We start from the raw sequence: 15,220 nt of genomic DNA, 5'->3' as shown, positions 1-15,220 counted from the left end.
AAATGAAAAATACCGGAAAACACAATGGGCACGGAAAAATGGTACCTGGAGAAAGAGCTCAGCTGGCTGTCGTTTAATGAGCGAGTATTGCAGGAGGCCATGGACAAGAGCGTACCCCTGATCGAGCGGGTACGCTTTCTGGGCATTTTTTCCAACAATCAGGATGAGTTTTTTAGGGTGCGTGTGGCCGACGTCAAGCGCCGGGTGATGATAGACGCCGACAGTGGGCGGACCAATGGCGCTGCCTCGCTGTTGCAACAAATTCAGCAAAAGGTGGTACGGCTGGGAGAAATCTTCGACGAGACCTACAAGGAGCTGATTGTCACCCTGGCCCGGCAGAATATTTTCCTGCTCAACGAGTCCCAGATCGACCCCGATCAGGAACACTGGCTCAGGCGCTATTTTGAAAACGAGGTCCGTGCCTACCTCTCCCCCATCGTACTGAATGCCGGCATCAATCCGGTGCACTTTCTCAAAGATGAGCATACCTACCTCTGCGTAGGCATGAGCAAGAACCACCATCATCACTACGCCCTGGTGGAGATTCCCACCGATGTACTGCCCCGTTTTGTGGTGCTGCCGCCGGGCAAAAGCCGGCGCAAGAAAAGCATCATCATCATGGACAACGTCATTCGCCTGTGCCTGAACGAGCTGTTCGCCGGCTTTTTTGACTACGACCAGATCACGGCCCACGCCTTCAAGATGACCCGGGACGCGGAATACGATCTGTCGGATCAGCTCGACCAAAGCCTGCTGGAAAAGATGAGCGACGGCCTCAAGCAACGGCTGACCGCCCTGCCGGTGCGCTTTGTACACGACAGGGACATGCCCGCCGACATGCTCGCCAACCTGTTGCACAAGCTCGACATACAGCATCATGATGCCGTCATGCCCGGTGGCCGCTACCACAACTTCAAGGACTTTATCGGCTTTCCCAACGTGGGCCGACAACACCTGGTCAACCGGCCACTGCCGCCACTCAAGTGCCGGGAGTTTCGCGACAGCCCCTCGTCCTTTGACGCCATTCGCCGGCGCGACATTTTGTTGTATTTTCCCTACCACAGCTTCAGCCACGTCACCGAGTTTGTACGTCAGGCATCCTTTGACCCGGCGGTGGTCAGCATCAAAATGAACGTGTATCGGGTAGCGTCGCTGTCTCGCATCATGTATTCACTGATGGACGCCGCCAACAACGGTAAACAGGTGACCGTGGTGATCGAGCTGCGCGCCCGCTTTGATGAAGCCGCCAACATCGACTGGGCCAAACAACTTACCGAGGCCGGCATCACGGTGGAATTTGGCGTGCCCAGCCTCAAGGTGCATTCCAAATTGTGTCTGGTCACTCGCCGGGAAGAAGGCCGTCTGGTGCAGTATGCCCATGTCGGCACCGGCAACTTCAACGAAAAAACCGCCAATATCTACACCGACTTTTCCCTGCTCACCGCCAATCAGGAACTCACCCAGGAAGTGGCGGCGGTGTTCGACTTTATTCGTCAGCCCTATCGCCGCAGCAAGTTTCAGCACCTGCTGGTGTCTCCCCTCAACCAGCGCCGAGGGCTGTATGCCATGATAGATGCCGAAATCGCCCACGCCCGCCAGGGCCTGCCGGCACGCATTGTGCTAAAGCTCAACAACCTGGTCGACAAGGGGCTAATCCACCGGCTCTATGCCGCCAGCCAGGCAGGGGTAGATGTCGATCTCATCATTCGCGGCATGTGCTCATTGCTGCCGGGCGTGCCCGGGGTCAGTGAACGCATTCGTGCCATCAGCATTGTCGATCGCTATCTGGAACACCCCAGGGTGATGGTGTTTCACAACAATGGCCAGCCCAGGGTCTATCTCTCTTCCGCCGACTGGATGACCCGCAACATGGACTTTCGTGTGGAAGTCACCACGCCCATACTGGAGCCAAGCTTGCGCCGGCGCGTCATGGATTTGCTGGAACTGCAGCTCAATGACACCACCAAGGCCCGCGTGCTGGACGCCGGCCAGGGCAACCGTTATGTCAGCCGGGGCAACCGGCGCAAGGTGCGCTCCCAGACTGCCACCTATGACTACCTCAAAGCGCTGGAGGAGTAAGCGCCCATGACCGATCAGTATGTGGCCACCATGGATCTGGGATCCAACAGCTTTCATATGGTGATCGCCCGTTACCACGGCGACGGCCTGCGCATCGTCGACCGGCTGAAACAGCGGGTACGCCTGGCCGATGGCCTGGACGATGGTAATCGCCTTAGCGAGGACGCCATGGCCCGAGGACTGGATTGCCTCAGGCTGTTCGGCGAGCGCTTGAACGGCTTTCACGCCACTCGTGTCAGGGTGGCGGGCACCTATACCCTGCGTGAGGCCGTCAATGCCCAGGAGTTCGTGCGCCGGGGCCAGCAAGTGCTGGGGTTTCCCATTGATATTGTTAGTGGCAACGAAGAGGCCCGGCTGATTTATCAGGGGGTGGCGCATACCCAGCAGACCCAGGGCCAAGTGCTGGTGATCGACATTGGTGGCGGCAGTACCGAGCTGGTTATCGGCCAGGATTTCGATTGCCGTCAGGTCTCCAGCCGCAGCATGGGCTGTGTCAGTTTTACCCGCAAGTATTTTGCCGATGGTGTACTCAGCGAGGCCCGCTTCCAACAGGCAATCGAGGCGGCGGAATATCAGCTGGTGCCGATACTGGGTCGTTATCTGGCCCTGGGCTGGGATCAGGTGCTCGGCAGCTCCGGCACCATCAAGACACTGTTGGAAATGTGTACCGCCGCCACCGGCGAGCCGGTCATTAACTTGACCGGCCTGAAGCATATCAAGCAACGGCTGGTACAGGCCGGGCATATTGATCAGGTCGACATGGCCGGCCTGAGTGAGGATCGAAAACCCTTGATTGCCGCCGGGCTGTCCATCCTGCTTGGCATCTACCACAGTTTCAATCTGGATCGCATGGGCTTTTCCGATGGCGCCCTGCGCGAAGGGCTGCTGTACAGTGTCTTCGGCCGTGCCAAACATCACGATATTCAGCTTAACACCCTGCAGGCCCTTGCCGGGGAATACGACATCGATCGGCAGCAGGCCGACCGGGTGCAGGACACCGCCAGACAACTATTTGTCCAGGTATGTGATAACTGGCGGCTGAATGCGAACTCAGGTGACCTGCTGGGTCATGCGGCTCGGCTGCACGAAATTGGCCTGCACATCAACTTCACCGGTGTTCATCGCCATTCCGCTTATATCGTCGGCAATACCGATCTGCCCGGGTTTACCCAGGAGCAGCAAAAGGCGTTGGCGGCACTGGTGCGCTTCCATCGCAAGGCGCTCAAGTTGTCCGAGTTGGAGCCGCTGAACTACCTGCCCGAGCAGCAATTGTGGCGACTGGTAAGGTTGCTGCGTATGGCGGTGGCGCTGAACCGCCGGCGCCAGGACGGCGTGCTGCCACCTCTGGTGCTGAAGCCGGCCGCCGAAGACGAACTGCGCCTGCACCTTCCCGCCGACTGGTGCGCTCACAACGCCCTGCTGCTGACCACCCTGGAGCGGGAGCAAGCCTACCAGGACAGGGCCGGCTGGAAGCTGACGCTGGTGCGGACTTAACCCCTCAGCTTAGCCGCCACTTACCCCCGTCTTGTCGACTGATGCAGGGAGTTCGGCCGCCTGCTTGCGGGCGGCCTTTTTTTCCGCTCGGCGGCGTTTGAAAAAATCGCTCAGTTGGGTGGAGCAGGCCTCGGCCAGCACACCCGACTGCCAGTCGATACGGTGATTGAGCCCAGGCGTGGCCAGCAGTTGCAGCACCGAATCCACGGCACCGGTCTTGGCGTCGGCGGCACCGTACACCAAGCGCCGTATGCGGCTGTGCACCATGGCGCCGGCGCACATCATGCACGGCTCCAGAGTGACATAGAGGGTGCTGTTGAGCAGCCGGTAATTGCCCAGGCGCTCGCCGGCCTGGCGCAATGCCATGATCTCGGCATGGGCGGTGGCGTCGTGATGGCCGATGGAGCGATTCCAGCCCTCACCCACACATTCGCCCTCATGCACCACTAGGGCACCTACCGGCACCTCTCCTTCCTGTTCGGCCCGTGCCGCCAGCGCCATGGCCCGGCGCATCCAGTATTCATCTTGCTCGTTCATCGCCCCTCCTGAAGGCGGCTATTATGGCAAAAGCCGGCCCGGCTGCAAGCACGGCCCGCCCTGGCCCAAAAAAGCGCCATTGCGATCAATAAAGCGGCAAACGCACTCAGGAAGGAAAAAAGGGGGTTGCGGCCGGGCGGGCGGAACCTTATAGTAGCTCCCGATTCGGCGTGTAGCGCAGCCTGGTAGCGCACTGTCATGGGGTGTCAGGGGTCGGAGGTTCAAATCCTCTCACGCCGACCAAATCATCCTAAAAAGCCCACCTTATGGTGGGCTTTTTGCGTTTAATGCTAATCAACACGAGCGTATCGACTTCCAGAAAAGCCCGTCTCGCTTATGGCGGTTTTTACGGCCTGCCGCTGATGATATGTTTTGATGGCTCCATGGCCCGTGTGCACGGTCCATGGAGCCACCTCATCACTCAGGGTGTTACGCCCGGTACTCCATCAGCAACACCTGCACCGGCTGGCCACGCCGCTCGCGCCGGCGACGCTCGACCTCCATAAAGCCCATGGCCTCGAAGAAACGGCGGGCATTGATGCTGGCCTCGCAATACAGCCGGCACAGCCCGCGAGAAGCGGCCTCGGCCTTGAGCCGCTGCATCAGCGCCCGGCCAATCCCCTCGCCCTGGCGGGCGTGGTGCACATAAAACAAGTCAATGCGGCCATCGTCGTCGAGTTCGGCAAACCCCAACAAGCGCTTGCCTTCCATCGCTACCAGGGGCCGGGTACGAATAAAGCGGCTGACCCAGCGCGGTTCGTCGTATTCGTCAGGGGCCCATACCGCCAGTTCGTGTTCGCTGTAATCGGCCTGGTTGATCCGGTGCACCGTATCGTGGAACAACTGCCAGATACTGCTCGTTTCACCACTGCGGATCTTCCTGATTTCCATAATTGCTCCTGCTTCACATACTGCCTGTCTGCTTTGCCCCCTTATATAGCCACAGTTGTGCACAATTAAAAAGTGGCTTGCTGCGGAATACGTGGATTTACCCGTGCTGCAGGCATAAAAAAGCCCCGGACGAAGCCGGGGCTCAAACAGCAACCAGAACGGTAAAACGTATTTACATCAGGCCAAGTTTCTTCAGGTCGGCCTCAACCACGGCGGCAGGTACCGGCACATAGCCGTCCTTGTCGACGATTTCCTGACCCTGCTTGGACAGCATCATCTTGATGAATTCGGCTTCCATCGGACCCAGGGGCTTGTTGGGGTGCTTGTTCACGTACACGTACAGGAAACGGGACAGCGGATACTCGCCGCTGATGGCGTTTTCAGAGTTGGCTTCCACATAGTCGGTGGAGCCTGCATCGGCCAGCGGCACGGCGCGCACACTGGAGGTGCTGTAGCCCAGGCCGGAGTAACCGATGGCGTTCAGGGAAGAAGACACGGACTGCACCACGGAGGCGGAACCGGGCTGCTCGTTCACATTGTTCTTGAAGTCACCCTTACACAAGGCTTCGTCCTTGAAGTAACCGTAAGTGCCGGACACGGAGTTACGACCATAGAGCTGAATGTCGCGGCTGTTCCAGTCGCCGTCCAGGCCGGTCTGGCCCCACTTGGTGATCTGCTCGGACAGGCCGCAGCTCAGGGTGCTGGAGAAGATGGCATCCACCTGATCCATGCTCAGGCCTTCGATGGGGTTGTCTTTATGTACGAACACCGCCAAGGCATCGATGGCCACACGAACCGGAGTGGGCTTGTAACCGTAACGCTTTTCAAAGGCTTCGATTTCATTGCTCTTCATGGCGCGGCTCATGGGGCCGAACTGGGAAGTGCCTTCGGTCAGGGCGGGCGGCGCAGTGGAAGAGCCGGCGGCCTGGACCTGCACGTTGACGTTGGGATACTGGCGTTTGAACTCTTCGGCCCACAGGGTCATCATGTTGGCCAGGGTGTCGGAGCCAACAGAAGATACGTTGCCGGACACACCGCTGACTTTTTGGTAATCGGGCAGTGAAGCATCCACCGCTGCAACGGCGGAAGTGGCGGCCATGGCCACGGTCAGTCCCAGTGCACTTGCCAGTTTGTTCAGTTTCATCCTTAATCTCCAATAAGTTCGGTCTTTCAAGACGCGGCCAGTATTGCCGGCAGCGGTGACAATCCTATTAATCCTAGGTGACGCTTTTATGACAGAAGAGCGCAATGTCATGGAAGTGTCACTCCCCACCTCAGGCACTCTGTTGCACGCCGGCGTCGGCCACCAACAGGCGAGCGGGCAGGCGAAAACTGAAGCAGCTTCCCTTTCCGGGATGGCTCTCTATCTCAAGATGACTATCGTGGTGACTGAGGGCGTGTTTGACGATGGCCAGCCCCAGGCCCGATCCGCCGGTCTGGCGACTACGGGCCTTGTCAACCCGATAGAACCGTTCGGTGAGCCGGGCGATGTGCTCCGGGGCGATGCCGTCACCGTCATCACTGACGGCAAAGCGGCCAAATTCGCCCTGGCGACACCATTGCACTCGAATGTGACTGCCCGCCGGGGTGTGGCGCACGGCGTTATACACCAGGTTGGACATGGCGCTGCGCATCTGTTCGGGATCGCCCCTGAGCCGCAGGCCGGCTTCCACCTCAAAGCTGAACTCATGGCCGCGCTCACCACTGAGCGCCAGCGCTTCCTGCTCCAGCATGTGCAGAATGCCGGGCATGTCCACCACCCGGGTAAAATCGGGCTGAGTGGCGGCCTCGTAGCGGCTCAGGGTCATCAACTGGTTGACCAGGGCGTCCATGCGCTGGGTCTGCTCCACCAATACCTTCTGGGTCTTGCGCCACATGGGCTCGGACGGCGGCTCTTCGAGCATTTCCAGATAGCCCTTGAGCACCGTCAGCGGCGTGCGCAGCTCGTGCGAAACGTTGGCCACAAAGGTCTTGCGCACCTGCTCCAGGCTGCGCAGCCGGGTCACGTCCCGCACCACCAGCAGCGCCTGATCTTCGGTGTAAGGCATGATGCGGCATTCCAGCAAGCGCTCTTCACTTACCGGCGAGGGCATCTCCAGCGGCTCGCGAAAATCTCCCCGCTTCATATAGGTGATAAATACCGGCGTGCGGATCAGGTTGCCGATGTGCTGGCCGGCATCGTCGGGCCAGCGAAACCCGAGCAACTGCTGGGCCAGCTTATTGCACCAGATAATGCTGCCGTCCCGGCGAATGACCACGGCGGCATCGGGCAAGGCCTCGGCCCCTTCGCGAAAACGACGCACCAACACCCCCAGCTCGCGCCGGCGCGAGCGCTGGCGCTGCTGCAGCCGGTAAATGCCGTTGAAGATATCTTCCCAGCTGCCCTTGCCCTCGGGTGGCGTCAGGCTGCGATCCCGCCACAGCCACACCAGCAGCGTATGCTGATAACGATAAAAGATGGCCAGCTGGATCAGGGTGCCGGCCAGCAGCCCCAGCGCCAGATTGTCGAGCAGCAGGCCGAGCAGACCAAAGACCGTATAGAACAGTCCCAACTGCCACCACCTGCCCCGGTTGGTATTCTGTTGCTGCATGGGAGCCTCATGGGCGAACGGAGAAACGGTAACCTGCACCCCGCACCGTCTGGATCAGCTTGTCGTGGCCACAGGCCGAAATGGCCTTGCGCAACCGGCGAATATGCACGTCCACGGTGCGGTCTTCCACGAAGACATTGGTGCCCCACACATTATTCAGCAACTGCTCGCGGCTGTATACCCGCTCCGGATGGGTCATGAAAAAGTGCAGCAGCTTGAATTCGGTGGGCCCCATGTCGAGTTGCTGGTTTTCGGCGCTGACCCTGTGGCTGAGCGGGTCCAGGCGCAGCCCCTGCACCTCGATCACGTCTTCCACCGAGGTGGGCGCCACTCGGCGCAACACCGCCTTGAGACGGGAGGTCAGTTCATTGGGAGAAAACGGCTTGGTGATGTAGTCGTCGGCGCCCACGTCCAGGCCCTTTATCTTGTCTTCTTCCTCGGCCCGGGCGGTCAGCATGATCACCGGGATCTGGCGGGTCAGCTCGTCCTGCTTGAGGTGCTTGATAAGCTGTATGCCACTACCGCCAGGCAACATCCAGTCGAGCAGGATCAGTTCCGGGTAGGGCTCCTTGATAAGCTCCAGGGCCTGATCGTAGCTCTCCGCCTCCTGGGTTGAGAATCCCTTTTGCTCCAGCACGAAACACAGCATTTCCCGAATGGGCGCTTCGTCTTCCACCACCAGTATTTTCCGTGTCATTCTTCAACCGCCTTCTGCTATGGTTTTGTGTTCATGCCCATTATTGGAAGCAAGTATGACAGTTTTATGAAATTGTGACGCGAAGGTTTCAAACGAAGCTTTTCTCAGGGGGAATCGTAATCCATGCACAGCTGAGGCTGGCCGGTGCCCGGGTCAAGATGCTCCTCGGTAATGGCAAAGCCATGCCGGCGATAAAAATGCACGGCAATGTCATTTTCACAAAATACCTTAAGGGTAAGCTGACGACGCAGCCGCTTGGCGGTCGCCATCAGTGCCTTGCCAATGCCCTTTTTCTGGCAGTCGGGGCGCACAAACAGCGCCACCAGATAATCGCCGGCCAGGGCAATAAACCCCTGTACTTCTCCCTCCCGCTCGCACACCCACACCTCCGCCGACGGCAGATAGCGCGCCCGCATCTGCTCCTGCTGCCGCCACCAATAGGCGGCAGGCACGAAGTCATGCGCCTGCAGCGAGGCCAATAGCCAGACATTCAGAATGGCCTCGGTATCCTCCGGCCTGGCCTGTCGTATCATATGCTTTCCCCTTTCACCGGCATCTGAGTCCAGTGTATGGCGGCCGAAGCCCGGCCAGCCCGAATTTGTTCACTCCTGTGAGCGGGATCCGTCTTTGTTGTGCAGGAATGACTGACTGATCACAAAGTCGGATTGCAGTACAATGCCGCTTTTCCGGCCTGTCACCGAGGACTCCATGTGGTTTAAAAATCTGCAAATTTATCGTTTTACCCGCCCTTTTGAGCTCAGCCTGGAAGAGCTGGAAAAGCAGCTTGACGCCATGACCTTCAGCCCCTGCGGCAGCCAGGATCAGGCCAAGGTGGGCTGGATTTCCCCCCTGGGTAAGCGCGGTCAGGCCCTGACTCACAGCGCCGGCAACCAGATTTTGCTGTGCGCCAAAAAGGAAGAAAAAATGCTGCCGGGCTCGGTGGTGAACGATGAAGTGGCCGAAAAGGTGGAAAGCCTGGAAGCCGAGCAGGGCCGGGCCCTGAAGAAAAAGGAAAAGGACGCCATCAAGGAAGAGGTGATCGTCAGCCTGCTGCCTCGCGCCTTTAGCCGCTTTCAGCAAACCTTTGCCTGGATCAACCCCGACGATGGCTTTATTGCCGTGGACGCCAGCTCCGCCAAGCGTGCCGAAGATCTGCTGGCACTGCTGCGCAAATGCATTGGCAGCCTGCCGGTAGTCCCCCTGGCCATGACCACGCCCCCCGAGCTGACCTTGACCGACTGGCTCAAAGAAGGGGCCGCCCCCGCCGGGTTTGCCCTGGAAGACGAGGCCGAACTCCGCTCGGCGCTGGAGCACGGCGGCATTATTCGCGCCAAGCAGCAGGATCTGCTGAGCGACGAAATGAAGGCCCACCTCGACGCCGACAAGCTGGTGACCAAGCTGGCGCTGAACTGGGGCGATACCATCAGCTTTATTCTGGGCGACGACATGAGCATCAAGCGACTCAAGTTCTCGGAAGAGCTGCGCGAGCAAAACGACGACGTCACCAGTGAAGACCCGGCCGCCCGCTTCGACGCCGACTTCGCCCTGGTCACCGGAGAACTGTCCCGCTTTATTCCCGAGCTGATTGACGCCATGGGCGGCGAGGAAAGCCGTTAATCAAGGACTGGCTTCAGCCGAGCAACCCCGCCAACAAACCACCCTTTGCCCCACGACAGTGGGGCCTTCTCCGCACGTATATGACCAAAGCTGTCCCACGCTTCTCGTGTTTACGGCCCTTTTCATATATCACTGACTGCTAACGACGGTTTTCTTCGCGGGCGACGGCTATGGTGGCTCACCATCGCATTTGCAGGAGTTCAACCATGCGCCCTTCTTCTTTTGCCGGCCTGTTGGGACTGCTATGGCTGGCGGCCGGCGCCGCCTCGGCCCACGACGATCAGCGCTGGCACCACCATGAATATGAGCGGGAATACCGCCATGAGTACCGTAACGAATATCGCCGGGAGCGCCTGCCCGTCACCTCCGTGGCCGAGGCTCGGCGGCTGGCCGATGACAGCCGCATTATTCTGTCCGGCCATATTGTGCGGCGGCTGAATGACGACGAATTTCTGTTCCGCGACAGCACCGGCACCATCAAAATCGACATGGATGACGACGACTGGCGCAAGCTGCGCCGCCACCGCCGGGGCCAGCTGCTGATCTGGGCCGAGGTGGACCGGGACAAACGCCGGGTGAAGCTGGAAGTGGAACGGGTACGGCCCGCTTATCGGTAACGATAACTCGAAATCACCGGCGCATGGGAGTAAAATGCCGGCCCCGGCCGCCATCAGGTGGCGGCCCGCTGACCTGACATCAGACGAGATCATCATGTTTGTACCCGAATTGCTTTCCCCCGCCGGTTCCCTCAAGAACATGCGTTACGCCTTTGCCTATGGCGCCGACGCCGTGTATGCCGGCCAGCCCCGCTACTCCCTGCGGGTGCGCAACAACGAATTCAACCACGAGAACCTGCAGATTGGCATCAACGAAGCCCATGCCCTCGGCAAGAAGTTCTACGTGGTGGTCAATATTCAGCCCCACAACGCCAAGCTGAAAACCTTTCTGCGCGACATGAAGCCGGTGGTGGACATGGGCCCCGATGCCCTCATCATGTCCGACCCGGGTCTTATCATGCTGGTGCGCGAGCACTTTCCCGAGATGCCCATTCACCTGTCGGTGCAGGCCAATGCGGTCAACTGGGCCTCGGTGAAATTCTGGCAGGACTACGGCATCGAGCGGGTGATTTTGTCCCGGGAGCTGTCCCTTGAAGAGATCGAGGAAATCCGCCAACACTGCCCCACCATTGAGCTGGAAGTGTTCGTACACGGCGCCCTGTGCATGGCCTACTCCGGCCGCTGCCTGCTGTCGGGCTACATCAACAAGCGCGACCCCAACCAGGGCACCTGCACCAACGCCTGCCGCTGGGAATACAAGGTGCACGAGGCCAAGGAAGACGACGCCGGCCAGATCGTGCACAAGCAGGAGCCGATCATGGTACAGCCGGTGGAAAGCGACATCACCCCCACTCTTGGGGCCGGCAAGCCCCATGATGAGCCGGTGCTGCTGGAAGAAGGCAACCGTCCGGGCGAATACATGGCCGCCTATGAGGACGAGCACGGCACCTACATCATGAACTCCAAGGATCTGCGCGCGGTGCAGTATGTGGAGCGCCTGACCGGCATGGGTGTGCACTCCCTCAAGATTGAAGGCCGTACCAAGTCCTTCTATTACGTGGCCCGTACCGCCCAGGTATACCGCAAGGCGATTGACGACGCCGTGGCCGGCAAGCCCTTTGACACCACCCTGATGAGCACCCTGGAAAACCTGGCCCATCGCGGCTACACCGAAGGGTTCCTCAAGCGCCATGCCCACGGCGATTACCAGAATTACGACTATGGCTATTCGGTGTCCACCAGCCAGCAGTTTGTGGGCGAGATCACCGGCCGCGACGGCGATTGGGTGGAAGTGGAAGTCAAAAACAAGTTTCTGGTAGGCAACAGCCTGGAGCTGATGACGCCAAAGGGCAACCTCACCTTTACCCTGGAGCAAATGAAAAACCGCAAGGGCGAGCAGGTAGAGGTGGCCCCGGGCAACGGCCATGTGATGTACATTCCCCTCGACGCCAACATTGACGTGACCTACGGTATTCTGATGCGCAACCTGGGTGACCAGCAGGACACCCGCAACCCTCATGTGAAGCAAGCCGATGGCGCTGTTAATCAAGGATAACTGTATCAACTGCGACATGTGCGAGCCGGAGTGCCCGAACGGTGCCATTTATTACGGTCCGGAGATCTACGAGATAGACCCGGATCTGTGCACCGAGTGTGTCGGGCATTACGACAAGCCGACCTGCATCAGCGTCTGTCCCATCGACTGCATTATTGACGACCCCGACCACCGGGAGAGCGAAGAGCAGTTATGGGATAAGTTCGTGCTGCTGCATCACGCCTGAACAAAAAGCCCCGATCCAGAAGACCGGGGCTTTTTCATGGGTTCATATTCCGAAGCTCACACCCCGGGTGCGGGCAGGGCTTCTTCCTCAGGTAGCAGAAACCATACCACCAGGCCGGCACAGGCCAGTAATAACCCGCCCAGCACGCGCTGATCCATCTCCGGCAACAGGCCCTGCACCAGCAGGAATAAACCGCCCCCCAGGTTGGCACTGCCCCCGAGCAGGGCGCCGGCGGTACCGGCATGCTGTGAAAAGGGCGCCACCGCCTTGGAGGTGGCCACCGGAAACAGCAGGCCCGCTCCGGCAAAATACAGGCCCCCACCCAGCACCAGCATAAACAGACCCAGTTCCGGCAGCAGCCCACCCGCCAACACCAGCACGGCACCACCCAGCAGCCCGGCACTGGCCAGCCACTGCATGCGTCGCACCGACCATACCGCCGCCTTCATCGACGCCAGCATGGCCCCGCCGAAATACAGCGGCAATGGCAGAATAAACAGCAGGCTGATTTCGGCACTGGTCAGGTTGCCCTGCCGGCCGGCCAGCACACTGAACACCGCCTCGTACAGGATCAGGCCGGCAAAGGTAGCGATCAGCATGCCGAGCTGACGACGAAAGCCACCGTGATGCAATACGTACTGATAGGCCGGCAGCATGGGCTGCACATGACGACGCTCGGCGGGCAGGGTTTCCCGAAAACACAGGCTCATCACCAGCAGGATCACCAGCCCGGTTGCCAGCAGAAAGCCATACATCGACTGCCAGCCAAAGTGAAGGTTAAGCCAGCCTCCGGCCAGGGGCGCCAGCAACGGCGCCAGCATAATGCCCATGGACACATAGCCGTTGTAACGCACCAGCTCGGCGCCCTCAAAGCGATCCCGCATCAAGCTGCGGCACAGGCTGCCCGCCGCTGCCGTGCCCGCCCCCTGCACAAAGCTGCCCAGCAGCAGCATGGGATAAGTCGGCACCAGCAGGATCAGCGCCGAGCCCAGCACATAGATACCAAGGCCTACCAGCAGCACCGGACGCCGGCCATATCGGTCCGACAGCGGACCATAAACAAACTGAAACAGGCCGTAGGGAATAAGATAAAACGCCATCACCAGGGGCAGCGCCTGGCCGCTGACCTGCAGCGCATCGGCCATATCGCCCATGGCGGGCACATACAGGGTTTGGGTCATCTGACCCGCCGCCACCATCAATACGGTAAGCAACACCAAGGACAGGCCCGACATGGCCACTCTCTCCAAAAAAAAGGTACGTGATATGGCTCACATCATAGAGAACGGAGAGATTCACTGGCAATCGAGATTCATGCGAGCTTTTATAATGGCCAGACCCAGTTTTTCTAATCAAACCGGTAACGATAACTGACGCCCCAGGAGGTGAGGCCGTCGTTCGGCTTTTTCAGCCCGGCATTGGACAGGTGCCAGGCCTCCAGTGCCAGGCTGTGGCGCCCCACGGCCATCCCCAGCCCGGCCCGGCTGTTAAATTGCAACCGGCTGGACAGATTACGCGGACCGAGCCGGCTTCGATTGATCCAGGCAGGTCCCACCCCGGCATAAGCCAGCGGTCGCAACCCGCGCCGGCCGCCTTCATATACCAGGCTTGGCACCACGCTGAGCTGGGTCAGGTGGTCGCCGCCCAGGCGCCAGCGGCTGCCGTCCAGGTCCACGCCTAAATCGAGGCGCCCACCGGCCAGCTCCCGCCAGTCCTGCTGCCAGCCCACCCCAATGCCGTAGCGTTCGGCGTCGTCGCCCTTCCCCCCCGACACCATCAGGGAAGGATCCGCACGCAAGGGTAAAGCCAGCATGACCACCAACCACACACAGCCGCTTACCCTGTTCATGCCGGCCTACCTCATCCTTACAAGCCTGATTAAATTTTAGCCATCCATTTTAATCCTTGCCTGCCTTGGGGACGCTGGTATAATTCGCGCTCGAATTTTGTTCTTTAACATCAAGTGGGTCTTCTCATATGCATCCGATGCTGAATATTGCGGTGCGCGCTGCGCGTAACGCCGGTCAGGTTATCGTCAAGGGTTTTGCCAATCCGGACAATCTGGAAACTCGTCAAAAAGGCCAGAATGATTTCGTTACCAATGTCGATCTTGACGCGGAAAACGCCGTAATAAACACCATTCGCAAGTCCTACCCCGAACACACCATTATTGGTGAGGAGTGCGGCGAGCTGACTGGCAGCAATCCCGACTACCAGTGGATTATCGACCCCCTTGATGGCACCACCAACTTCGTAAAGGGCATTCCCCATTTCGCCGTGTCCATCGCCCTGCGGGTGAAAGGCCGCACCGAGCAGGCCGTGATTTACGATCCCATTCGTGACGAACTGTTCACCGCCAGCCGCGGCGCCGGCGCCCAGCTTAACGGCTACCGCATTCGTACCGGCAAGGCCAAGGATCTGACCAACACCGTGCTGGCCACCGGCTTTCCGTTCAAGCAAAAGCATCAGGCCGAGGCCTATCTGGCCATGTTCCAGGGCCTGTTCGTGCAGTGCGCCGACATTCGCCGCGCCGGTGCCGCCAGCCTGGATCTGGCCTATGTGGCCGCCGGTCGGGTAGACGGTTACTGGGAGCTGGGCCTGAAGCCCTGGGACACCGCCGCCGGCAGCCTGATCGCCCGCGAAGCCGGTGCCATCGTGACCGACTTTGTGGGTGGCCACAATTTTGACCGCAGCGGCAACGTGGTCTGTGCCAACCCCAAGGTGCTCAAGGTGATGCTGTCCACCATTCGCGAGCACCTGCCCGAGTCACTGGCCAACTAAGGCCGACCAACAGCAAGCCTTCAAAGCCCCGCCAACGTGCGGGGCTTTTTTGTGCCTGTGAAATGTGAGACGTGGACGTGAGACGTGAGACGTGAGACGTGAGACGTGAGACGTGAGACGTGAGACGTGAGACGTGAGACGTGAGACGTGAGACGTGAGACGTGAGACGTGAGACGTGAGACGTGAGACGTGTCC

Annotated in this window: 15 protein-coding genes and 1 tRNA gene; 8 read left to right on the top strand and 8 right to left on the bottom strand. The window is 59.6% G+C overall.

Features of this window, described 5'->3' with window-relative positions:
• Nucleotides 1-24: 24 nt before the first annotated feature.
• Entirely contained in the window at nt 25-2,079 is a 2,055-nt protein-coding gene (gene ppk1 / locus B6S08_RS10305) for a polyphosphate kinase 1 (RefSeq protein WP_094200725.1), read from the top strand.
• Nucleotides 2,080-2,085: 6 nt separating this feature from the next.
• Nucleotides 2,086-3,573, top strand: coding sequence for a Ppx/GppA phosphatase family protein (locus tag B6S08_RS10300; RefSeq protein ID WP_094200724.1), 1,488 nt, complete (start codon nt 2,086-2,088; stop codon nt 3,571-3,573).
• Nucleotides 3,574-3,582: 9 nt separating this feature from the next.
• Here B6S08_RS10300 and tadA read toward each other — a convergent pair whose 3' ends face one another.
• Nucleotides 3,583-4,110: a tRNA adenosine(34) deaminase TadA gene (tadA, locus tag B6S08_RS10295; protein WP_094200723.1), complete on the bottom strand. Its 528-nt coding sequence runs from the start codon at nt 4,108-4,110 to the stop codon at nt 3,583-3,585.
• Nucleotides 4,111-4,276: 166 nt separating this feature from the next.
• Here tadA and B6S08_RS10290 point away from each other — a divergent pair.
• Nucleotides 4,277-4,353, top strand: a tRNA-Pro gene (locus B6S08_RS10290).
• 186 nt (nt 4,354-4,539) lie between these two features.
• Here the strand turns inward: B6S08_RS10290 and B6S08_RS10285 are convergent.
• The 5 genes from B6S08_RS10285 to B6S08_RS10265 all read right to left on the bottom strand — a co-directional run bounded on the left by B6S08_RS10285 (nt 4,540) and on the right by B6S08_RS10265 (nt 8,822).
• The gene (locus tag B6S08_RS10285) at nt 4,540-5,001 is read right to left on the bottom strand and encodes a GNAT family N-acetyltransferase (RefSeq protein ID WP_094200722.1); all 462 of its coding nucleotides are present in this window, start codon (nt 4,999-5,001) and stop codon (nt 4,540-4,542) included.
• A gap of 172 nt (nt 5,002-5,173) precedes the next feature.
• Complete coding sequence (locus B6S08_RS10280) at nt 5,174-6,145, bottom strand: PstS family phosphate ABC transporter substrate-binding protein (RefSeq protein ID WP_094200721.1); 972 nt, start codon at nt 6,143-6,145, stop codon at nt 5,174-5,176.
• A gap of 130 nt (nt 6,146-6,275) precedes the next feature.
• Nucleotides 6,276-7,592, bottom strand: coding sequence for a phosphate regulon sensor histidine kinase PhoR (gene phoR / locus B6S08_RS10275; protein ID WP_094200720.1), 1,317 nt, complete (start codon nt 7,590-7,592; stop codon nt 6,276-6,278).
• Between the two features lie 7 nt (nt 7,593-7,599).
• Nucleotides 7,600-8,289, bottom strand: a complete 690-nt coding sequence (gene phoB / locus B6S08_RS10270; RefSeq protein WP_094200719.1) for a phosphate regulon transcriptional regulator PhoB — start codon at nt 8,287-8,289, stop codon at nt 7,600-7,602.
• Nucleotides 8,290-8,393: 104 nt separating this feature from the next.
• On the bottom strand, nt 8,394-8,822 hold the full coding sequence (locus B6S08_RS10265; protein WP_094200718.1) for a GNAT family N-acetyltransferase: 429 nt from the start codon (nt 8,820-8,822) through the stop codon (nt 8,394-8,396).
• 175 nt (nt 8,823-8,997) lie between these two features.
• Between B6S08_RS10265 and rdgC the strand changes: the two genes are divergently transcribed.
• The 4 genes from rdgC (at nt 8,998) to B6S08_RS10245 (ending at nt 12,244) form a co-directional block, all read left to right on the top strand.
• Nucleotides 8,998-9,906 (top strand): recombination-associated protein RdgC, encoded by a 909-nt coding sequence (gene rdgC / locus B6S08_RS10260; RefSeq protein ID WP_094200717.1) that lies wholly within the window; start codon nt 8,998-9,000, stop codon nt 9,904-9,906.
• Nucleotides 9,907-10,112: 206 nt separating this feature from the next.
• Entirely contained in the window at nt 10,113-10,523 is a 411-nt protein-coding gene (locus tag B6S08_RS10255) for a YgiW/YdeI family stress tolerance OB fold protein (protein WP_094200716.1), read from the top strand.
• Between the two features lie 94 nt (nt 10,524-10,617).
• Entirely contained in the window at nt 10,618-12,018 is a 1,401-nt protein-coding gene (gene trhP, locus B6S08_RS10250) for a prephenate-dependent tRNA uridine(34) hydroxylase TrhP (protein ID WP_094200834.1), read from the top strand.
• Entirely contained in the window at nt 11,996-12,244 is a 249-nt protein-coding gene (locus B6S08_RS10245) for a YfhL family 4Fe-4S dicluster ferredoxin (protein WP_094200715.1), read from the top strand. The genes trhP and B6S08_RS10245 overlap by 23 nt, the downstream gene beginning before the upstream one ends.
• 56 nt (nt 12,245-12,300) lie before the next feature.
• Here B6S08_RS10245 and B6S08_RS10240 read toward each other — a convergent pair whose 3' ends face one another.
• On the bottom strand, nt 12,301-13,479 hold the full coding sequence (locus B6S08_RS10240; RefSeq protein WP_094200714.1) for an MFS transporter: 1,179 nt from the start codon (nt 13,477-13,479) through the stop codon (nt 12,301-12,303).
• Nucleotides 13,480-13,592: 113 nt separating this feature from the next.
• Nucleotides 13,593-14,093: an acyloxyacyl hydrolase gene (locus tag B6S08_RS10235; RefSeq protein ID WP_094200713.1), complete on the bottom strand. Its 501-nt coding sequence runs from the start codon at nt 14,091-14,093 to the stop codon at nt 13,593-13,595.
• A 128-nt stretch (nt 14,094-14,221) separates the two neighbouring features.
• Here B6S08_RS10235 and suhB point away from each other — a divergent pair, with 128 nt between their 5' ends.
• The gene (gene suhB, locus B6S08_RS10230; RefSeq protein WP_094200712.1) at nt 14,222-15,025 is read left to right on the top strand and encodes an inositol-1-monophosphatase; all 804 of its coding nucleotides are present in this window, start codon (nt 14,222-14,224) and stop codon (nt 15,023-15,025) included.
• Nucleotides 15,026-15,220 lie beyond the last annotated feature (195 nt).

Source organism: Oceanimonas doudoroffii (assembly GCF_002242685.1).
GTDB lineage: Bacteria > Pseudomonadota > Gammaproteobacteria > Enterobacterales > Aeromonadaceae > Oceanimonas > Oceanimonas doudoroffii.
The sequence above is the reverse complement of the archived record's forward strand: the minus strand, read 5'-3'. Positions and strand labels throughout refer to the sequence as shown.

What these genes read in the sequence shown, in the direction of transcription:
- B6S08_RS10240 (WP_094200714.1), bottom strand. Translation starts at nt 13,479, where the DNA reads ATGTCGGGCCTGTCCTTGGTGTTGCTTACCGTATTGATGGTGGCGGCG.
- B6S08_RS10255 (WP_094200716.1), top strand. Translation starts at nt 10,113, where the DNA reads ATGCGCCCTTCTTCTTTTGCCGGCCTGTTGGGACTGCTATGGCTGGCG.
- B6S08_RS10280 (WP_094200721.1), bottom strand. Translation starts at nt 6,145, where the DNA reads ATGAAACTGAACAAACTGGCAAGTGCACTGGGACTGACCGTGGCCATG.
- B6S08_RS10300 (WP_094200724.1), top strand. Translation starts at nt 2,086, where the DNA reads ATGACCGATCAGTATGTGGCCACCATGGATCTGGGATCCAACAGCTTT.
- ppk1 (WP_094200725.1), top strand. Translation starts at nt 25, where the DNA reads ATGGGCACGGAAAAATGGTACCTGGAGAAAGAGCTCAGCTGGCTGTCG.
- B6S08_RS10285 (WP_094200722.1), bottom strand. Translation starts at nt 5,001, where the DNA reads ATGGAAATCAGGAAGATCCGCAGTGGTGAAACGAGCAGTATCTGGCAG.
- phoB (WP_094200719.1), bottom strand. Translation starts at nt 8,289, where the DNA reads ATGACACGGAAAATACTGGTGGTGGAAGACGAAGCGCCCATTCGGGAA.
- B6S08_RS10245 (WP_094200715.1), top strand. Translation starts at nt 11,996, where the DNA reads ATGGCGCTGTTAATCAAGGATAACTGTATCAACTGCGACATGTGCGAG.
- B6S08_RS10235 (WP_094200713.1), bottom strand. Translation starts at nt 14,093, where the DNA reads ATGAACAGGGTAAGCGGCTGTGTGTGGTTGGTGGTCATGCTGGCTTTA.
- tadA (WP_094200723.1), bottom strand. Translation starts at nt 4,110, where the DNA reads ATGAACGAGCAAGATGAATACTGGATGCGCCGGGCCATGGCGCTGGCG.
- suhB (WP_094200712.1), top strand. Translation starts at nt 14,222, where the DNA reads ATGCATCCGATGCTGAATATTGCGGTGCGCGCTGCGCGTAACGCCGGT.
- phoR (WP_094200720.1), bottom strand. Translation starts at nt 7,592, where the DNA reads ATGCAGCAACAGAATACCAACCGGGGCAGGTGGTGGCAGTTGGGACTG.
- rdgC (WP_094200717.1), top strand. Translation starts at nt 8,998, where the DNA reads ATGTGGTTTAAAAATCTGCAAATTTATCGTTTTACCCGCCCTTTTGAG.
- B6S08_RS10265 (WP_094200718.1), bottom strand. Translation starts at nt 8,822, where the DNA reads ATGATACGACAGGCCAGGCCGGAGGATACCGAGGCCATTCTGAATGTC.
- trhP (WP_094200834.1), top strand. Translation starts at nt 10,618, where the DNA reads ATGTTTGTACCCGAATTGCTTTCCCCCGCCGGTTCCCTCAAGAACATG.